Origin of the sequence: Mycoplasmopsis bovirhinis (genome assembly GCF_900660515.1) — a bacterium.
Classification (GTDB): Bacteria; Bacillota_I; Bacilli_A; order Mycoplasmatales; family Metamycoplasmataceae; genus Mycoplasmopsis; species Mycoplasmopsis bovirhinis.
In genome coordinates this window covers 44354-65833 of the sequence record NZ_LR214972.1, presented here as the reverse complement: position 1 = coordinate 65833, position 21480 = coordinate 44354, and the positions used below count along the sequence as shown (strand labels likewise).

General features: G+C 27.3%; 14 protein-coding genes. 3 read left to right on the top strand and 11 right to left on the bottom strand.

The features are described from left to right. Window positions 1-13 precede the first annotated feature (13 nt). Window positions 14-736, bottom strand: coding sequence for a class I SAM-dependent methyltransferase (locus tag EXC44_RS00240; RefSeq protein ID WP_129620871.1), 723 nt, complete (start codon window positions 734-736; stop codon window positions 14-16). After that, a complete protein-coding gene (locus EXC44_RS03885) occupies window positions 726-2480 on the bottom strand; it encodes an LppA-related lipoprotein (protein ID WP_165001827.1) in 1755 nt (584 codons plus the stop codon). The genes EXC44_RS00240 and EXC44_RS03885 overlap by 11 nt, the downstream gene beginning before the upstream one ends. A gap of 209 nt (window positions 2481-2689) precedes the next feature. Between EXC44_RS03885 and rpoB the strand changes: the two genes are divergently transcribed. Together rpoB and EXC44_RS00220 are read left to right on the top strand one after the other, a co-directional pair. Then, on the top strand, window positions 2690-6313 hold the full coding sequence (gene rpoB / locus EXC44_RS00225; protein WP_120161275.1) for a DNA-directed RNA polymerase subunit beta: 3624 nt from the start codon (window positions 2690-2692) through the stop codon (window positions 6311-6313). Next, window positions 6306-10736, top strand: a complete 4431-nt coding sequence (locus tag EXC44_RS00220; RefSeq protein WP_120161277.1) for a DNA-directed RNA polymerase subunit beta' — start codon at window positions 6306-6308, stop codon at window positions 10734-10736. The genes rpoB and EXC44_RS00220 overlap by 8 nt, the downstream gene beginning before the upstream one ends. 130 nt (window positions 10737-10866) lie before the next feature. Here the strand turns inward: EXC44_RS00220 and EXC44_RS03975 are convergent, their stop codons facing one another. From EXC44_RS03975 to EXC44_RS00205, 5 genes are all read right to left on the bottom strand, one after another. Next, complete coding sequence (locus tag EXC44_RS03975) at window positions 10867-11076, bottom strand: IS3 family transposase (RefSeq protein ID WP_223213739.1); 210 nt, start codon at window positions 11074-11076, stop codon at window positions 10867-10869. Next, window positions 11064-11312 carry an IS3 family transposase gene (locus EXC44_RS04080; protein WP_334295154.1) on the bottom strand — a complete coding sequence of 83 codons (249 nt, stop codon included), beginning with the start codon at window positions 11310-11312 and terminating at the stop codon, window positions 11064-11066. The genes EXC44_RS03975 and EXC44_RS04080 overlap by 13 nt, the downstream gene beginning before the upstream one ends. After that, complete coding sequence (locus EXC44_RS03970) at window positions 11282-11503, bottom strand: hypothetical protein (RefSeq protein WP_223213738.1); 222 nt, start codon at window positions 11501-11503, stop codon at window positions 11282-11284. Before EXC44_RS03970 ends, EXC44_RS04080 begins: the two co-directional genes overlap by 31 nt. A gap of 555 nt (window positions 11504-12058) precedes the next feature. Then, on the bottom strand, window positions 12059-12850 hold the full coding sequence (locus tag EXC44_RS00210) for a hypothetical protein (protein ID WP_129620864.1): 792 nt from the start codon (window positions 12848-12850) through the stop codon (window positions 12059-12061). Then, window positions 12825-14639 carry a S8 family serine peptidase gene (locus EXC44_RS00205; RefSeq protein ID WP_129620862.1) on the bottom strand — a complete coding sequence of 605 codons (1815 nt, stop codon included), beginning with the start codon at window positions 14637-14639 and terminating at the stop codon, window positions 12825-12827. The genes EXC44_RS00210 and EXC44_RS00205 overlap by 26 nt, the downstream gene beginning before the upstream one ends. 381 nt (window positions 14640-15020) lie before the next feature. On the opposite strand from EXC44_RS00205, the gene EXC44_RS00200 reads away from it, so the two are divergent. Beyond that, window positions 15021-15767, top strand: coding sequence for a hypothetical protein (locus EXC44_RS00200; RefSeq protein ID WP_129620860.1), 747 nt, complete (start codon window positions 15021-15023; stop codon window positions 15765-15767). Between the two features lie 345 nt (window positions 15768-16112). Here EXC44_RS00200 and EXC44_RS03965 read toward each other — a convergent pair whose 3' ends face one another. The 4 genes from EXC44_RS03965 to EXC44_RS00190 form a co-directional block, all read right to left on the bottom strand. After that, window positions 16113-16250: a hypothetical protein gene (locus EXC44_RS03965; protein ID WP_223213737.1), complete on the bottom strand. Its 138-nt coding sequence runs from the start codon at window positions 16248-16250 to the stop codon at window positions 16113-16115. 128 nt (window positions 16251-16378) lie between these two features. Beyond that, the gene (locus EXC44_RS04075) at window positions 16379-16714 is read right to left on the bottom strand and encodes an IS3 family transposase (RefSeq protein ID WP_334295153.1); all 336 of its coding nucleotides are present in this window, start codon (window positions 16712-16714) and stop codon (window positions 16379-16381) included. Next, window positions 16617-16877 carry a hypothetical protein gene (locus EXC44_RS03960; protein WP_223213736.1) on the bottom strand — a complete coding sequence of 87 codons (261 nt, stop codon included), beginning with the start codon at window positions 16875-16877 and terminating at the stop codon, window positions 16617-16619. The genes EXC44_RS04075 and EXC44_RS03960 overlap by 98 nt, the downstream gene beginning before the upstream one ends. A 481-nt stretch (window positions 16878-17358) precedes the next feature. Then, window positions 17359-20889, bottom strand: a complete 3531-nt coding sequence (locus tag EXC44_RS00190) for a type I restriction endonuclease subunit R (RefSeq protein ID WP_129620858.1) — start codon at window positions 20887-20889, stop codon at window positions 17359-17361. Window positions 20890-21480 lie beyond the last annotated feature (591 nt).

Genomic DNA, 21480 nt, shown 5'->3' with positions numbered 1-21480 from the left:
TAAGTTTTATCGCTTACTTTGTTTTTTGTAATACCCAAAATGTTGTGTTATCTGAAAAATTTAATACTTCTTCTGGTTCGTTTAAATTTTGATCTCGATTTAAAATTTCTATAATTTGAAAGTTAGTATTTTTATTAATTAAATATTTTAATTCTTTTAATGAATATAAATGCATATAGTCTCAAATGCCTTCTTCATTCAAAAAAACATAATCACCATATTCATTAAAGTTATATTCTTGACACTTTGCAAAATTTATTTTATACCTTAAATTATATTGTGTTTCATTTCGTTCGTGTGCACAAAAAATAAAAATTCCTCCTGGTTTTAAAACTCTATAAATTTCTTGCATAACTTTAATTCGTGCTTCTTTCTTAGGAATTCCAGTTCAGCCGTTAAATGAAAACAATACAAAATCAAATGTATTAGTTTTAAAAGTTAAGTTAGCAGCATCTAAAGATAAAAATTGCAAATTAAACTTTAACTTTTGGTTAATTTCATTTGCTTTCTTTATCATGGCTTTAGAAATATCAGCACCAATAATATTTTTTCAACCAAGTTGATAAAGTCAAAATGTAGTTCTACCACAACCACAACCTAAATCTAATATTTGGGCCTCTTTTTTAATATATTTATTAATTAGAAATTCTTCTGATTTCCATAATCCTACATTTATAATGCTCTGGGCATATTTATTAACTGTTTGCTGGTTTGTGAAAGCATTTTTAGCTTGCATTATTACCCAAAATTAATTTATTTAAATTTAATTTATACCTAAATGATTTAGCTATAAATTCAGATGCAAAAGTTAGGTGATTTAAATCACTAAAACTATCAGCAACAAAAGGAAATAGCTTATAATTTCCTTCTATTATTACTTCTAAATCATGATTATCATTTAAAACTAATTTAAGAGCTAAATCTGTTAAATTATCTTGGTCATATTTAGATAAAAAAGGATATAAAGCTATATTTTGTTCTCAAGCAAAAAGATCTTTTACTAATAAATTCACTGATTTTGAACTATAAAGATTATTTTTAAAATAATATGCTAAAGAATTAAAGATACTTTGTTTTAAAGCTTGTAAGTTAAATGAAGATATTTGACTTGTAATATCTTGATTTGTTTTATTATGTTTATTTTGATCGTAAATTTCTTTTATTTTTTTAATAAAATTTTTATATTTTGAAATATTTGTTTCAAAAGTGTTATTATCAATTGTTAAATCAAAATCATCTGAATTTAAACTTAAGGAAGCAAAATTATTAAAACTAAATGTTTTTGTTAAATCTGGATATTCTTGAACTGTATCACTTCGATCAAAAATATTAACTTGTATTTCTAAAGTTCCAAGTAAATCATTTGCTTTAATGCCAGTTATTTTAAAATCATATTTTGTTTCATGTGATTCATTTATTTTTAAAAACAAATGTGGTAAGGCAGGGTTTAAGACAATATTTTGATCATTAAAATATTCACCAACATTTTGATTAACTAAAGCTTCAAAATTATAATTACTATTATTAATTTGATTTAATCTTAAAGTTTCTTGAGCCTGGTCATTTTTATTTCAAATTAAAAAAGACGCTATTAATGAAGGGTAAAGTTGTAACATATATTTATAAGTTTCAAGTTCTTGTTTTATTAAAAAATTTTCTTTTGGGTTAATTTGTTTAATATTTTTAATTTTAAAACCTTGTAATTTAAAATTTAAAATATTATTTGCATTAGAATTTTGTAATTGGAATTTAATTAAAATATTATCAATAACACCAGTTTCATTATTAATATTCAAATTAGCATAATTTTCTAAACTAATATTATATTTTGAGTATATTTGCTCTGGGATTTCTAATAAGCTAATTAAAGCATTATAGTTTTCTTTAATATGATGATAAAAAGATAAAGCATCAAAACTTTGGTATTGCTTAATTTTTATTTTGATATTTAAATTAAGATTATTTAAATCTTCAAAATTTATTTCCTTATTATCTAAATCATTTTTACTTTGATTTTTTTGTTTGTTAAGTTCTTTATTTTCTTCTTTTTTAGTTATTTTTTCAGCTTTATCCGTTTTTTTTGGTTCTTGTGTAGTATTTGTATTATCACTTTGGTTTTGGGTTTTTATAGAATCATTATTATTTGTTTTTTTGGTATTATCATTGATCGAATTATCATTTTTATCATTATTTAAATTATTTTCCTTTTTTGTATTATCAGAATTATTTTCTTTTGGTTCTTCTGGTTTTAAAGGTGTTTTATTTGTTTTTATTACATTATTTGGCGCTGGAATAACTGGTTTTGGTTCATCATCTGCAAGAGGTTTTAACGAAGAATTAGTAGAATCCTTTGATTTTTTTGGTTTTTGCTCTATAAGATTAGAAATTTTAGAATTAGTGCATGAAGAAACTAAAACTAAGGGTGTAATTAAAGATAAAAAGAAAGATTTTTTAATAAACTTTTTGGTTTGAAACTTCATAAAGTTATTTTACCTTTTTTCTACTTTTTCAAAAATTTTTTTTATTAATAAAAATAATAAATTTTAGAGTTCTTAAAATCAATATTTTTTTTGCTTCTGTATTTTAAATTTTGTAGTAAAATTAAGTTACTTTTGTAGTATATTTTTATACCTATAAAAGTTTTATTTTATTTTTTAACATTTTAATCATATATTTAGGGAGGTTTTCTATGAATATTGAACCAAAATATAAACTTCGTAAATTTGGTCCAAAAACTATACGCCGTGACTATTCGGTTACTAAGCAATCATTAAAATTAGAAAACATTTTAATTACAAGTAAAGATAGTTTTGATAATTTTATGAGAAAACGGATCAATGAAGTTTTATTAGATATTTATCCAATTATTACTGGTCAAGTTAAACTTGACTACATTAAAAATTCTGTAGAGGTAGAATACCCATTTAAAAAAATAACAAGTGAAACAGAAGAAATTAATAAATGTAAAGCTAAAGGAATTAATTATAGTTCTAAAGTTTACATCCAACTTCAAAAAGAAAATATTAATACCGGGGAAATCACTAAAGACCGTGTTCTTTTAGGAGAGATCCCATATATGACTTCTGGTGGAAGTTTTATTATTAACGGGTCAGAAAAAGTTATTGTTAGTCAGTTAGTTCGTTCCCCTGGTGCATACTTTGGTGTTGGTGTACGTAACAAACAATCTGATGATCTTTTTAACAAATTAGAGATTTTACCAAAGGTAGGATCATGATTTGAAATTTCACATAAAGTTACATCAAGTACTTTAGATCCAGTTAAGGTAAAAGTAGACCGTAACAAAAACATTCAACTTGGAACCTTTTTAGCTTACTTTGGTTTTAGTGAAAAACAAATTAGAAAGTTATTTGGTCCAAATGAACTTTTAGATGAAACATTAAAGAAAGATAAGATCATCGAAAGATATTTAGAAGATGATGCAGAACTAACCCAAGCTGCTCAAGAAGATATCTTTAGAACGATTCGTAAAGGTGATCGTGATACTCATGATGCCAAAAAATCTTTATTAGCCGGAATGCTTTTTGACCGTCGCAGATATAACTTATCTGATACAGGTCGTTATATGCTAAATAACAAACTTTCATTAGTAGATCGTATTACTAATACATATTTAGCCCAAGATATTAAAAACAAAAATAATGAAACCTTATTTGAAAAAGGAACATTTGTTACTTTTCAAATAGCTAAAACTATTCAAGAAAACTTCAACCAAGGATTCATTAAAACAGAAAAACTAGAGCTAGACCCTGAGCATGTATATTACAAAATCTACCGTCCAGAACTAAATGAAAAAAATCCTCATTCATTATTTAATAACCCTAATTTAAGAAAAAGAATTAAAGTTATTAAAATTAAAGTTTACCCTAATAAAAAATGGATGAACGATACAAGTAAAGAACCAGTTAGTGTTATAGGTAATGATCCTAAGTCAACTGAAAACCATTTATTAATTTCAGACTTAGTTGCAGCAATTAGTTACTATTTTAACTTAACTGATGGAATTGGACAAGATGATGAACCAGATTCATTAGTTAATAAGCGTGTTGTTTCAGTTGGAGAATTAATTGAAACACAACTTCAAATTGCATTAAACAAACTAGAAAAAACCACAAGAGAATCAATTGGTGCTAAGGATGTTGAGAAAGTTACTGTTAAAAATGTAACTAATAATAAATTAATTACAAACCAATTTAAATCATTTTTTAACACTTCAAAACTATCTCAATTTATGGACCAAATTAATCCATTATCAGAAGTTTCAAACAAACGTCGTGTTACTTCGTTAGGTCCAGGAGGGTTAAGCCGTGATACTGCACAATTTGAAGTTCGGGATGTGCATGCAACTCACTATGGTAGAATTTGTCCAATTGAAACTCCTGAAGGATTAAACATTGGACTTATCTTAAACTTTGCAACTTATGCACAAATCGATGACAAAGGGTTCTTAAAAACCCCTTATTATAAAGTTAATAATGGAGTAATTGATTATAGTGATGTACGTTATTTAAATGCAACTCAAGAATTAGGATATTCAATTGCTCAATCTTCAGTTAAAGTTGATGAAAATAATAAAATTATTGATGATAATTTAACAATTCGTCGTAACTATACTTATACTAACGGAACAAGTTCAGAAATTGACTTTGTCGAAGTTTCTTCAAAACAAATTTTATCTGTTGCTGCAGCTGGTATACCATTCTTAGAAAATGATGATGCAAATCGTGCACTGATGGGTTCAAACATGCAACGTCAAGCTGTTCCACTGTTACAAGCAGAAGCACCATTAATTGCCACAGGTATTGAAGCAGATATTGCTAAATATTCATCATACAACTTAGTTGCCAAAAACCCTGGAACTGTAACTTATGTTGATGGATCTCATATTCATATTCAACGTCACGAAACAGGAATTACTGATAAATATTCACTAAGAAACTTTGAAAGAAGTAATCAAGGAACAATTATTCAACAAATTCCATTAGTAAGGATTGGAGATGTAGTTGAAGCTGGCGATATTTTAACTGATGGTTCATCATTTAAAGATGGAGAAATGGCCTTAGGTAAAAACGTTTTAGTTGGATTTACCACATGAAATGGATATAACTTTGAGGATGCTGTTATTATTAACGAACGACTTGTCAAAGATGATGTCTTTACTTCAATTCATATTGAAGAGCAAATTATTCAATTTAGATCTTCGCGTGCCGGAGATGATGAATTAACTAAAGATATACCAAATATCTCAAAACACTCAATTCGCCACCTTGATGATACAGGTATTGTTAAAGTGGGTTCAGAAGTATACCCCGGGGATGTATTAGTAGGAAGAGTATCACCAAAGGGAGAGGAAAATCCTTCTCAAGAAGAAAAAATGCTTTTTGCAATTTTAGGACAAAGACCACCTTCAATTAAAGATACTTCTTTAAAAGTAAAACATGGACATAACGGTACAATTACCCACGTTGAAATTTTATCACGCGATAAAGGTGATATCTTAGAAGAAGGAATTGAAAAAATAGTTAAAGTTTCAATTGCTCAAAAACGTAAAATTAAAGTTGGAGATAAAGTTGCTGGTCGTCACGGAAACAAAGGGGTTGTCTCAATTGTTTTACCAGAAGAAGATATGCCATATTTAGAAGATGGAACACCACTTGATGTAATGTTAAATCCACAAGGGGTTCCTTCTCGTATGAACATTGGTCAAATTTTAGAACTTCACCTTGGGATGGCGGCACGTAAATTAAATGTTAAGTTTGTTTCTCCGTCATTTGATGGAGTGAAAAAACCAGATATTGAAGCAGCTTTAGAGGAAGCTGGTTTAAATAAAACTGGAAAACAAATTATTATTGATCCAATTACTGGTCGTAAATTCGATAAACCAATTTCAGTTGGTGTTATGTACATGTTAAAACTTAACCACATGGTCGATGATAAGATGCACGTTCGTTCTGTTGGACCATATTCATTAATTACCCAACAACCCCTTGGTGGTAAATCACAAAACGGGGGACAAAGATTTGGGGAAATGGAAACATGAGCCTTAGAATCATATGGAGCAACTAACATCTTACAAGAGATTTTAACTTATAAATCAGATGATATTATTGGACGTAATTCATTATATAGCGCCTTAGTAACCGGAAAACAAATTCCAAATCCTGGTGTTCCTGAATCATTTAACGTATTAAGTTATGAATTGCGAGGACTAGGAATGAAATTAGAACAAAGTTTTGAAGAATTAGAAGATGAAAACCAATTAATCCAATTTGAAACAGGAGGAGAGAGTGAATAATACACCTGGAAAACAAAAATATAATAAAGAAAAAGTTCGTAGAATTATTTTATCTTTAGCAACTAAAGAGGATGTGCTTAAATGATCACATGGTGAGGTAACTAAAGCTGAAACAATTAACTATAAAACATACAAACCTGAACGTGATGGGTTATTTGATGAACTCATTTTTGGTCCTACAATTGACTTTAAATGTCCAATTTGTGGAACTAAATATAAAAAAAGTGATGCAAATACCATTTGTTCAAAAACTCAACAATGTAAAAGATATAATCCAGAAATTTTACCTAAAATTTCGCGCCGTAGCCGGATGGGTCATATTCATTTACATACTCCAGTAGTGCACTTTTGATACTTTAAAATTGACCATTCAGTTATTTCTAATTTACTTGGTTTAAGAATTGAAGATAAAGGTGAAAAACAAGTTGTTTCAAAATCAGATTTAGAAAAATTAATTTACTATAAATCTCATATCGTGCTTGAGAGCGGATCACTTAAATCACTTAAGAAAAACACTATTATCGATATTAACCGAGCTGCTACTATTTATGAAGCAGCTTTAGAAGAATTAAAAGAATTAAATAAAGATGACGAAGAAGCTTCAGAAGTAATTTTAGAATCTTTATACGAGCTACGTGAATATGCGCAGTCACAAGATGGTAAGGATTTTGGAATTGATTTTTATCAATATAATGATATTATTAAAGAATATTCAGATGCAATGATTGGAACTGGTTCACAAGCTATTGAATATTTATTAACTAATTTTGATATCCATAAAGAGCAAAAATTAGTGCAAGAACAAATTGACAGAATTAATGCTGATATAGCAAAGCAAAGAGATGTCTCAAGTTCAAAATACCAACAACGCCAAAAACTTTATAAACGTTTAAATATTATTTCTTCATTTATTCGTTCAGGACAAAAACCTACTGATATGTTAATTTATGAATTACCTGTAATTCCAGCTGATCTTCGTCCGTTAGTGCAACTAGATGGAGGAAGACATTCAACTAGCGATATAAATGAACTATACCGTAGAATTATTATCCGTAATTCGCGTGTTGGAAAATGACATGATACTGATGCTCCAATGCTTATTAGACAAAATGAATATCGGATGGTCCAAGAAGCAGTTGATGCTTTAATTGATAACGCTCGTAAAAAACCTACTCCTGTATCTTCGAGGGATAACCACCCGCTTAAATCAATTTCAGATAGTTTAACTGGTAAAAAAGGACGTTTTCGTCAAAATCTTCTTGGAAAACGTGTTGATTATTCAGCACGTAGCGTTATAGTTGCTGGTCCTTCTTTAAAAATGTACCAAGTTGGAATGCCTCGTGATATTGCTGCTAAAATCTTTGAACCATACGTGATTAAATCATTAATTGAAAAAGAAGATGGTATTACAAGTATTAAAACAGCTAAAAAATTAATTGATAATTTAGATCCAAGAATTTGACCTTATGTTAATGAAGCTATTAAAGGTCGTCCTGTGCTTTTGAACCGTGCACCAACCTTGCACCGTTTATCAATTCAAGCTTTTGAACCTGTTTTAATTCGCTCTAAAGCTATTAAATTACACCCACTTGTTACTACAGCATTTAACGCTGACTTCGATGGGGACCAAATGGCAATTCACGTACCTTTATCAGAAAAAGCAGTACGTGAGGCTCAAGAATTAATGCTTGCTTCAAAAAACATTTTAGGTCCCAAAGATGGTGAGCCAATTATTAACCCTTCACAAGATATTGTGCTTGGAATTTACTATTTAACTTTAGAAAAATCAGGTGAACAAGTTAAAGGTGAAGGTAATTATTACCATAATTATGAAGAAATGATTCGAGCATATGAAAGAAATGATATTACCCTCCATACTAGAGTAGTTTTACCAATTGAAGCTTTAAATAAGCCACAATTATTAAAACAAACTAACAAACCTTATATTTTTTCTACTGTTGGTAAATTTATTTACAACCAAGCACTTCCTGAAGATTTTGAATTTATTTTTGGTAAATACCTTGAAACTATTTATAAAAAATTATCTAGTGGTGAAATTAAAACATTTACAAAAGAAAAAATTCATACTTCGGTTCATGATTTAGATCGTTATACCTTAGATTATGGGGATAATTTCCGTGAAATTATTGCTAATACTCAACTAAACTTAGCTTTATCAAAAAAAGATACCGCTAAAATTATTCACCAAATTTACAAAGAATATGTTTCAGTTATTACCATAGAAGATTTAGCTTCTGTTTTAAATAACGTAAACAAAATTAACTACAAAGATCAAATTGATGCTTTAACAAATTTAATTGACTATAAAGGAGATTATTTACCACTTGTTCATGCTAAATTAATTAATGGTTTTATTGCTCAAGAATTTGATAAATATTATTTTCTTAATTCAAATAAAGACCAATTAGAATGAACCTTGCCTGAATATACCAAAGCTTTAGAAAATGTCTGATTTAGATATTCTAATTACGTTGCTGAGATTTTAGATAATATTAAAGAACTAGGCTTCCACTATTCAACTATTTCAGGAATTACCATTTCGATGAGCGATGTTAAAACCGCTGATTCAACACCTGAATTTATTAAAGAAGGTGATGAGTATGTTGCTGAGCTTAAAAAATATTTTGATTGTGGCTACTTAACAGATGATGAACGTTATAAACTAACTGTGGAAAAATGATCTAAAGTTAAAGATAATGTTGAAAAATCACTTAAAGAAGTTGCTAACTCTGATTTAGATAATCCATTATTTATGATGATGTCATCAGGGGCTCGTGGTAATGCTTCTAACTTTACCCAACTTGCTGGGATGCGTGGACTAATGTCAAATAACACTAAAACCTTAAAAGCCGATGCTGAAAATGAACGTGTTGTTCGTTCGACAATCGAAATTCCAGTTAAATCATCATTCTTAAATGGTCTTAGCGCATATGAATTTTATTCTTCAACTCATGGTGCACGTAAAGGTTTAACTGATACTGCTCTTAACACCGCTAAATCTGGATACTTAACACGTAGATTAATTGACGTAGCGCAAAGTATTGTGGTACGTGAAGAAGATTGTGGCTCAGACTTTGGATTTGCTGTTAAGGCAATTAAAGATACTAAAACAGATATAGTTATTGAAACTTTGCTTGAAAGAATTGAGGGAAGATATACCAATAAAGCAATTTTTGATTATGATGGTCAATTAGTAATTGGAGCAAACCAACTAATTACTCCTGAAATTGCAGATAAATTAGTTAATGAGTTAAAACTTGAAACTATTGACATTCGCTCTGTTTTATCATGTCACACTAAAAATGGAGTATGTAAGGTTTGTTACGGTAAAGATTTAGCTACAAATCGTGTTGTAAATATTGGTGAAGCTGTAGGAATCGTGGCAGCTCAGTCAATTGGTGAACCTGGAACACAACTTACTATGCGTACTTTCCATACCGGGGGGGTTGCTGGCGTTGAAGATATTACTGGTGGATTTGGTCGGTTAATTGAATTAATTGATGCTTATGATAACCCGTGAGGTAAAACAGCTGAAATTTCAAAAGTACATGGAATCATTACTAATATTGAGCAAATTATTAATAAAGACACAAAACGTGTTTCAGATTTTACACAAGTAACTATAAAAACAAAAGATGAACTTGGTAACGAAGTTAATGAATTTGTTACAGGAAGTACTTCACAAAGACTCAGAGTTAAAATTGGTGATCCTGTTATCCCTGGGCAAAAAATCTTTGAAGGTCCAATTGTCTTACACCAACTTTTAAATACCACCGACGTTAGAACTGTGCAAAATTACTTACTTAAAGAAATTCAAAGATTATACCGTATGCAAGGAATTACTATTTCAGATAAGTATATTGAAATTATTATCTCACAAATGTTGTCAAAAATCTTAATTATTGATCCAGGAGATTCAAGATTACATAGCGGAGCGCTAGTCGATACTTATGTTTACCAAACTGAAAATGCTAAATTATTAGCAAGAGGTCTTAAACCAGCTTACGGTAGGCCAAAAATTTCAGGAGCAAAGCAAATTCCACTTCTATCCACTTCGTTTTTAGCAGCTGCTTCTTTTCAAGAAACAGCTAAAATCTTAGTTAATTCTTCAATTGGTAAGCGAATTGATTCACTAGAAGGATTAAAAGAAAATATTATTTTAGGTCAAAAAATTCCTGCTGGAACCAACTCAAATTATGAATTAAAAGGTAAATATGATATTCGCAGCTTTAGCTCATATTTCCCTAATAAACTTGATCCAAGTAAACCAATTATTCAAGAAGAATTAAAAACTGGTTTTGAAGATTTCAATCTTGATGATATTGTTGATACTGATGATAACGAAGAAACCTATGACTTTGACTTAGATTATGATGAATTATATGATTTAGAAGATAATTAATAAAAACAAGCCGTTTTTCAAATACAGACAAAAAAGTTAACATGATAAACTGGGAAATTTTTTCCGGACAGTTTTACCTTCCCCAACCATACCATTTGGCTTAGCCAAAAGGAATGGTTGGGGAAGGTTTTTATCTTATTCTTTTATAGTTATATCAGTTTATAAATTCTTTAATTTTTTGTGATAATTCATAGGTCACAAACTTAGTTTTGTGGTCAATAATTGCTGATAAATAAATGTGATTCTGTTTAATATCTTTTGGTGCTTGTATGTAGGTTACGACTGTTGCATATATATTATCGTTGCATGAATTATAATCTCTTTTTACTAAATCAGGCACTTTAACACATGTATTTTTAGACTCTTTTGTTTTACGTTTTTGTCTAACAAATGTTTCAATTTAAGCTTTTTCATATAATTTCCTAGGGTTCTAGGATTTATGTCAATATAGTATTCTTGGAAAATATATTTAGCAAGTTTTCTACGTCCATACCTATCTTTATTTTCAACAAAACTTTGAAAAATTATTTCTTTATGTTTAATCTTTAACTCTTTAGCTTTATGATTGTCTTTCAATTTCTCATAATATTTTTAATGTCTGCATCAATATTATTTTCATTAAAAATTCGATAGTAGTATTTTATAAATGCATCTTTTTCATCATCTTTAAGCATATCAATTCATGTATAATCAAGAACTTTCTTTATCTTTCTTCCAAAACCTTTATCTTTCTTAGGTGATTTACCACTTTGAGATTCTATGTTCATATTTAAATGATATAATTTTCTTTTCTTTAACATATTTCTCAGTGATTCTTTATTTCAGTATGCTTTTCTAATATCAAAACAGTAATTTTCAAATTCTGCTTTAGTTATAGTCAAGTCAAATATTTATCCTATGAGTCAAAAATTTTGACTCATTCTTTAGTCTTTAAATGTCTCATAAATACCTCTTTTTCTCTATATTAAAAATATTCGGATTTTATCCGAATATTTTTTCCCTGTATAATTTCATGTTTTGTGTCCTTTCTTTTTTTTACTTATGTAGATTATTTTCAAGCGTTGTTACATAAAAACTACATTTTAAATATACCAAAGTTTATTTTATTTTTTGTTTTTAGGTTTTCTGAGGTATTTTACGAAAAATAAATATTACTTAGTTTAACACATACAAAGCTAAAATTTTATTGCTTAAATTTCGCACACTTTAATCATCTTAAAACAATTATATAATGCACAAATGAGTGATAAAAAGATAAGTTATCATAATGAAAAAGGTTAACATTATCTTGCTAACCTTATTATAAATAAATTATTGTAATATTAAGTTTTGGTAAATGTAAAATCGTATTTTTTAATATCTGAAAGTTTATCGATAACTATGTAATGTACCGTTGATGTACCACTTAAAACTTGATCTTCTGCAGCACTTCTTGAACCTTTTTCTCTAATTTCTACCCATTTATACTGGAGATTAATCAAATTATTTGTTATATCGATTTTTTTAATTCAATACCCAGAACCCTTTACAACGGAATTAGAAGTGTTTGTTACGTAGTTCAAACCATTTATTACTAAGATTGAAGATTTACTAAAATCAATGTTTTTAAAAATATCTTTAATGTCAATGTATTTATCAGAAGATAAATCATCTTGTGAGTTTATTAAACTAAATATCTTACTTTTATTAATTTTTATATTTTTTGCTTGCCATTTATCAATAACCTCTTTTTGAGCATCTCTTAATTTTGCATACTTTGCATCGCTATCTTTTTTATCATAATAGGTTATTGGTTTATGATATTCATTATAAGCATCTTTATACTGTTTTATAGCTTCTGCGTGTTCGTTCTTAAATGCATCATCAAAAATAACACTTTTTTCAATTTCGTCATAGAAAACTGAAGATCATAAGGCATTTTCATAATCAGGTGCACTATTTGGATAATGAAATCTAACCACTCTTTGACCCCCGTCTGTTTTTGATTCTGAAAAGTATGGTTTACTTGTTGTATTAGAACAAGATACTGCAGATAGTGTAGCCAAAGCTGGGGCAGGAATACTGAACAACCAAAATAATCTTTTAATTTTAGTTTTTTGCTCTTTTAATCGCATATGTGAATGCTAAATCCCTTTTTATATCATTACTATCGTATCTTATAAGATTGAAATTGTAATATCCACTTTTTTGGGCTGTAAATTCTACAGTTTCTGTGTTTCTCTCACCTAAAGTAGATCATGTTAATAAAGAATTACCCGGATCGTAAACTTTTAAATCAAAATCAACTATATTTTGTTTATTACTTACTTCTGCTAATCATGAAATATTTGCTCTAATTGTATCTCCTTTATTCAAATAAATGCTATGGTTTGCGGTAAATTTGGGTCCCGTTTTTTTATGGTATTTAAGATTTTTAACAGCTTGATCCACAAATTCAAACTGAGGTATTCCAAACCCTGTTTCATTAGTATAAATAGCATTTGTGTATCTTGGTTTTACAGAACCTGAAATTATTGCAGATTTAGCAATTATTGAATCATATCCTAAGTTAAATCAATATGGATTTCTTTGAATAACCATTGATGTTAAGGCAGTAATGACTGGAGTTGAAAAACTTGTACCATGTCCACTAAAATCTACTTCCTTAGTTGTTTTACTAGAAAAATTATATTCTCCACCGTAGGCTACAGCTGTTAAGTAATTATTCTCACTTCCAACTTGGCTATAACTTGTTTTAGTTTGCCAATAATCATCATTAATAGCACCAACTACAATGCTATTCTTAGATAAACCAGTTCCCGCTAACGTTTTATATGGATCCGTTTTTAGTTCATCAGTATTTATTCCTGAATAATTATTACCAGCAGATATAAAATTAACTATTTCAGGATTTGATTTAATTAATTCGTCAAAATATCTAGAATTAGAATTATAAACCTGATTAGGTATATCATTTTTTGGATCTGTAAAACCTCAACTATTATTTATAATTTTTACACCTCTACTTAAGAAAAAGTTCATTTCACCTGCCATACCATTTCAGTGAGTATTTAATTCAACACTTCATAAAGTAGCTGTTGGATTTATACCTTTTTGGCCAACTAAAATTTCACCTACATTATTAGCATGATTACTATATGACTCAGTGTAAAATCATTCATTTCTTCAATGTGCTCCATTACCATATTTTTTATTTCAGTAAAAAGGAGTTTCATCATTATTAATTACACCTTTAGCTTCTAAAATTCCAACTTTTATAGGATTTTTATTTACATATTCGTTAAAATGGGCATAAATTACATCTTTATTTAAGCCAACCAACTCATATAAATGATAATTGCTATATACAGGCCTAGTATCAAAAGCTATTTCCGGGTTTAGGCGGGGTGGTATTTTAGTAGCAGTGCTTACTATTGAGCTTTGTTTAATTTTATTCTGAATGAAATCGCTAAATGTATAGTCTGTATTAAATCCGTACAAACTTGATACATCCTCATCATTAAGAGCAAATTTGCCTAAGGATTGCTTAAGAGTTTCATAGTCATTGTTCTCAGTTACAGCTATTGAAATTGTCTTTAAATATTGTCCTGTAACATAAACTAAGTTTTTTTTAGTAGTTTTTAAATAATTTTCTGCTATAACATTAACCTTATCTTCAAGATCAACATGGGAAGTACCTTTGAAAATAATATCAAACCGTTTAACACCAATTCCATTTTGGGTGGCGGTTCCTTTGTCTGAATTGCTAATTGTTGAAGAGTTTATAATCTCGTAAAATTTTGAATTAATATTTTCATTTTTTGTAAGTTTTGGGTTATTTTTCCCTATTGGTACAATAACTGCAGCGGAGCTTATAGTTAAAATAGGGAATAACCAATATTTAAGTTTATTTTTTGGTTTCAATAGGCTCCTTATTGGTAATTATGTATTTATTTTTTGGAATATAATTACCATATATATTATACCAGAGTTTTAAAGAACCTTAAAGACAGTGCAAGGAAAAACGTTTCTAAAATATTAGAAGGTTGGTGTATTTTAAACCAAAAATTCTTATTATTGTTAGTACTGAAAATATTATAAATAGATGCTCCAGCTGGAAACTATATTTAAAATATAAAATTATAATTCTTATATTTTTTGTCCGAAAATCATGAATATAAGCTTCTTTTCATTTTTGATATAGAATAGAAATTAAACCAGAAATAAGTTAATCAGCTCAGCGAGAAATTCTTACTATAATTTCTCAATTACATATATAATATATACATATGAAAAAAGTAAAAATTGGAAATATTTTTATGTTTTTTTGCAGCTAGTCTTTTTTCTATAACTAGCGCAATATCTTATTCATCAAATATAATTACAGCAAGCCGAATTAATAATGTCAAGAAAAACGTATTTAACGTAAATATTTACAATAATAATCAAATCAAAACAACATTTACAAGTACATTAATTAAAGAAGATGCAGATAAATTGATTTTCTTAACTACATCACATTCATTTAAAGCTTTAAATATAAATGAATCTACAGTGTACAACTTATCACTAAAATTAATACAGTTTTACAACATAAAAAAAGAAATAAATTTAAATTCTAAAATAACTATTATTTATGACAATAAAGATGAAGATATCGCTATATTCACAATAAATAAAACATATGAATTTAATAATATAACTACAAATAAAAATTTAAATTTTAATTCTTTTGAAAATAAAATAACTCAAACAAACTTTTTGTATAGCCTTGGTTTTGTAACATTGTTAGATGATAATTTTAATCAAAGTTCACATAATTTATTTTTTTACCTTAAAGAAAAAGAAAGTGAATTTTTAGAACCAAATTTGTTATTTGTCAAAGACATTGAATACAATAGTGGATCTTCTGGCTCACCACTAATATATAAAGATAATATTATAGGAATTTACTTAGGTAAAAAAATTAATAATAGTAAACTAACCCCATTCTTTAAGTTATTTAGTAATACAATTGTTTCAGCACTTATTAATTCATTAACACATAAATAACTAAAAGATAGTATGACAAATATATTTTATCTTTGTTGTTTAAAATTATATGCCTGTGGTTAATTTAAACTGGGAAATTTTTTCCGGCAAATTTTACCTTCCCCAACCATTCCTTTTGGCTTAGCCAAATGGTATGGTTGGGGAAGGTTTTTTATCTTATTTTTTTATAGTTATATCAGTTTCTAAATTCTTTAATTTTTGATATTTCAATAAAAGTAAATCTTTTACATGTTTGTTCAAAATTTGGGAAAATCTCGCTTTTAAGAATGGAAAAGAAATACTCGATTTCACGATTATCAAGACTATTGCCAATTCTTAACATTGATATTCTACCTTTTAGGGATTCTATTTTTTAGTATATTCAAGTGATGAGTAAGCAGAACCATGGTCAGAATGTAAAATAAAATAATTTTTAAATTTTGTATTACTGATATTATTCAAAACTAGTTCGTTATCATTTTTAACTGATAATTCATAGGTCACAAACTTAGTTTTGTGATCAATAATTGCTGATAAATAAATGTGATTCTGTTTAATATCTTTTGTTGTTGGTATGTAGGTTACGACTGTTGCATATATATTATCGTTGCATTAATTATAATCTCTTTTTACTAAATCAGGCACTTTAACACATGTATTTTTAGACTCTTTTGTTTTACGTTTTTGTCTAACAAATGTTTCAATTTAAGCTTTTTCATATAATTTCCTAGGGTTCTAGGATTTATGTCAATATTGTATTCTTGGAAAATATATTTAGCAAGTTTTCTACGTCCATACCTCTCTTTATTTTCAACAAAACTTTGAAAAATTATTTCTTTATGTTTAATCTTTAACTCTTTAGCTTTATGATTATGTTTCAATTTCTCATAATGTGTAGATCTTGCTATTAAAAAAATGTTTGCTTTCTTTTTTTGATGAAAGATTATCGATTTCTTTAATGTCTGCATCAATATTATTTTCATTAAAGATTCGATAGTAGTATTTTATAACTGCATCTTTTTCATCATCTTTAAGCGTATCAATTCATGTATAATCAAGAACTTTCTTTATCTTTCTTCCAACACCTTTATCTTTCTTAGGTGATTTACCACTTTGAGATTCTATGTTCATATTTAAATGATATAATTTTCTTTTCTTTAACATATTTCTCAGTGATTCTTTATTTCAGTATGCTTTTCTAATATCAAAACAGTAATTTTCAAATTCTGCTTTAGTTATAGTCAAGTTCAAATATTTATTGTATAAGTCAAAAATTTGGACTCATTCTTTAGTCTTTAAATGTCTATAAATACCTCTTTTTCACTATATTAAAAATATTCGGATTTTATCCGAATATTTTTTCCATGTATATGAAAATGTTAACTTTTTTTACATTAGTCAGTAACAACGAAAAATTTTGAAATGAAAGTTTGTCAAGATATTTGAATTTATTTTAAACAATTAATTAAAATCTAACCAACTTACTTAAAACTTATTATTATTCTGAATATGGTTCTGGTATAAGAAAAAAATTTCTTACAAAACTTTTAATGAGATAACATTGTTACTAAAAAATATTCAAAATAAGAAAAATAAAAAAATCTAGGTTAACCTAGATTTTCCTTCTTACTTCATCTCCACCAAAAAAATCTTTAACTTGCTTTGCTATATCTTCAAGAGCTTGGTTAAAGTAATTATTTGGATAATTATATTTTATTAAACATTTTTTTATTGCGTTGCGCATTCTGGCTCTGCCACTTTTAGTTTTATCTCAATCAGTTTTATTATTTTCTTTTACGACATCTTTTATTTCAGTTGCAATCAATTTTAATTTATTATCATCTATAAATTGCAGTATATTTTTATGACTAACTAAAGAGTTATAAAAAGCTTTTTCATGACCAAAAATACTTAATTCTTGCATTTGTTTTTCATCAGGATGATACATTTCAGTAGAAGAATTAGTTAAAGCAATAATAGCATCTTCAGGAGCATTAATATCATTTGAATTGAAATTTTCTAAGTTTTCGCTATTTCAAAAATGTTTAACTTGCTTTGCTATATCTTCAAGAGCTTGGTTAAAGTAATTATTTGGATAATTATATTTTCTTAAACATTCTTTTATTGCGTTGCGCATTCTGGCTCTGCCACTTTTAGTTTTATCTCAATCAGTTTTATTATTTTCTTTTACGACATCTTTTATTTCAGTTGCAATCAATTTTAATTTATTATCATCTATAAATTGCAGTATATTTTTATCTCGAGCTAAAGAGTCATAAAAAGCTTTTTCTTGACCAAAAATACTTAGTTCTTGCATTTGTTTTTCATCACTATAGATTTCACTGTGTAAATTATTGAAAGTAGCAAAACTGTCTTTGGAAGATTCATAATCACCTGAATTTAATTCTTCTAGGGTTTTTCAAAATCGTTCTGAATATTTTTTTTGTTTTGAATAGTCATTTCTTTGACCTGACACAGCAATTAATATTTGAAGTGACTTTTTAAACATTTCTTTAAAATCTATAGGGTTTGATTGTTTTAAAGTTTCAATTTTATCTTTTTCTAATAAATTTATAATATTTCCTTCCTTATCATCATTATTTGATTTTAATGCAGTTATTTCATCGCCTTTTAATGCATCATTGAGTAAATTTAGCACATATTCATTCATTTGTTTGGTTGAAAGAACACTTAAACTACGCTCTAAATTAAGCAAATAAAGTCTAATTACTAAATAATATTGTGCTTCTTGTTCTTCGTATTCTGAAACATGAGGTCGTGAAAATCAGTAGGTTTTTCTTAAGTATAAAGTATCAGATAAAAACGATTCTTTAGAATTATTTTTATCTTTAAGTATAAATTCAGCTCCTAGTTGAATTGCATTAAATACAGTTGAAGCATCCTTGTTAAAAAATCCTTGTCTATCAACTGAAGCAAATTTATAATTGAGCTTAGTTAAAGTTTCTTTAAAATCCTCATAAAAACGTTTTGTAATGTCTTGAAAATTAGTTGTTTTGTCTCTTGCAGTATATTCACCTAAAGCTTTATCAAGAGAATTTCTCAAGTTCATATAATCGACTATTAAACCATATTTTTTACCTGGGTAAACTCTATTTACCCTAGCCACTGCTTGCATTAAATTATGTGATTTAAGACGTTTTATAAAATACATTACATCTAAGTCAGGTACATCAAAACCTGTTAATCACATATCACAAACAATTGCAATTTTGTATTTAGAAGTATCTTTTTTGAATTCCTTTGCTAATTCTTTGCGATATTGTGAATTACCAAAATAAGAGCGCTGCTCTTGTGTATCTTTATTTGATTCAGTAATTACTAAAATTGTTTGATCTTTAATTTTTTCATCTAGTTTCGAAATTGCTTTGTAAAGTTTTCAAGCTAGGTTTCTAGTTTGACAAACAATCATTGCTTTTCCATTTAAAATTTCTTTACGGTCATTATAATGATTTAAAATATCTTTAGCAAAGAAATTAACAACACTATCATTCTCTAAAATAGCGTTTTGTGTTGACATTTCTTGTTTTGATTTTTCAACCGATAATTCATCTCCTTGATCAGATAGTTTTATAATATTATCATAAAAATTATCAATTTCTTTAATTTTAGCTTCATTTGCCTTGATCACATTTATTTTTGATTCATAATATATTTTAACAGTTGAACCGTCACTAATAGATTGAGTCATATCATATGTATCAATAATTTCACCAAAAACTTCAGTGGTTTGTTTATATTTAGTTGTAACTGGTGTTCCAGTAAAGCCAATATATGTTGCATTAGGCAATGCATCTCTAATATATTTTTCAATTCCATATTCAATGTTAACTTCTTCTATTTCATTAGTTTCTTGATTCTTTTTAAATTTGTAAGTTGGATTTAAACCATAATGAGAGCGATGAGCTTCATCAGCTATAACTATAATATTATTTCTATGGTTTTTAGGTAAATTATCTTTATCAAATTTAGAAATATTTGTTAAAATAATTTTACCTTGCTTTACTTGATTTATTTTAGCTAATAAATCAATGCGAGAAGTTGCTTGCAACGGTTTAGTTTTTAAAAAATCTTTGGCACTTAAAAAGGTTTTATATAATTGTTCATCTAAATCAATTCTATCTGTTAAAATAACAATTGTTGGCACATCTAAGGTCTTATTAGTTAATAACCTTTTTGCAAGCATCAACATTGAAAAAGATTTACCGCTTCCTTGGGTATGTCAAATAATTCCGGCTTGACCATTGCCATTTGGTTTTAAAGCTTTTTCAATATTATTAAGTGCTTTTTTAACACCAAAGTATTGATGGTATTGTGCCATGATTTTTCTATGTCTACCATTTTTATCTTTAATAAAAAAGATGTTATTTTTCAATAAATCAAGCAAGGTATGATGATCAAATAGTCCATTAACCAAAACATTAGTTTTATAAGCATAATCTTCATCATAGACTTTCTCACCGTCAACACTCTTTCATTCATTAAATCGATCAATATCAGAAGTTAAGGTTCCGACTTTTGAAATAACTCCATTGGAGATAACTAAAAAAGCATTATATTTAAATAAAGTTGGAATATCATAACGATATCCATCAGTTCCAGAATCAACACCAAGTTGTTCTAAAGCTTTTTCTAAAGAAGCATTTTCTGAATCTGAAGCAAAATTCTTTAGTTCCATAACTATTAATGGAATTCCATTGATATAAATAATAATATCAGGTATTCTTTTGTTTTTGCCTTCTTGAAATACCACTTGTTGGCAAACTTGAAAAATATTATTTTCAACATTATCAAAATCAAGAAATTTAATAGTTGGATTAATCATAAAATCTTTTGCTTGAATAATTATTCCTTCAGTTAAGATTTTATGAACCTCATAGTTAAGTTCAAATAAATGTTGATTATATATCTTTTTAAGTGTGTTAATTGCTTCGATGATGATTTGCTTGTTTACATTGGGATTAATTTTGAATAATGAATTTCTTAATAAATCTTCATTCAGGAATTCATCTAATTTTCTATTTTTAATTCAATTATTCTTATAATTATTTATTAGTTGATATCCTTTAGCTTTTAATAAATCAATAATAGCTATTTCAATATGTTTTTCTTGAAATTTTTGCATCTTACCCTTTCTGAATAATATGAAATTTAAATATTAGGTAAATTTTCTTATTATATTGGATTTTTAAAATACTAACACTATCAGAAGTGTGCTTTGATTGTTTGAAAATTTAATTGATTAGGCAAATATATCTTATGGTTAACTCTGGTAAGATAAAGGAATGAATATTGATTCAGAAGTATAAAATTAATAAATTGATTAGAATTAATTAATAAGTAGTTATAAGTAAACGGTGTATATTTAGTTTTAAATAAAGCAATAAAAATCAAGCAGGTTTTTATTCCAAAAACTAACTTGAAAACATTTAAATATTATAAAATAATTAATAGAAATCATTCTTATTTGTTTTTAAATAAAGACTAAAACAAATAAGAATTAATTGAATAGATCTCCAAATAAAAAATTTAAATTGAAATATTAAATGAATGTAGATGTAATTTATCTATATTCATTTCATGCACAGTTTTGGTAAACTTGTTAGAAAAACAAATGATATTATCTTACTTATAAAATTAATCATTCATAAATTAAGTGAAATGACAAGAATATACTTAAAAAAAACCAAGAGAACAAGTTATTCTTGCCAGTTAA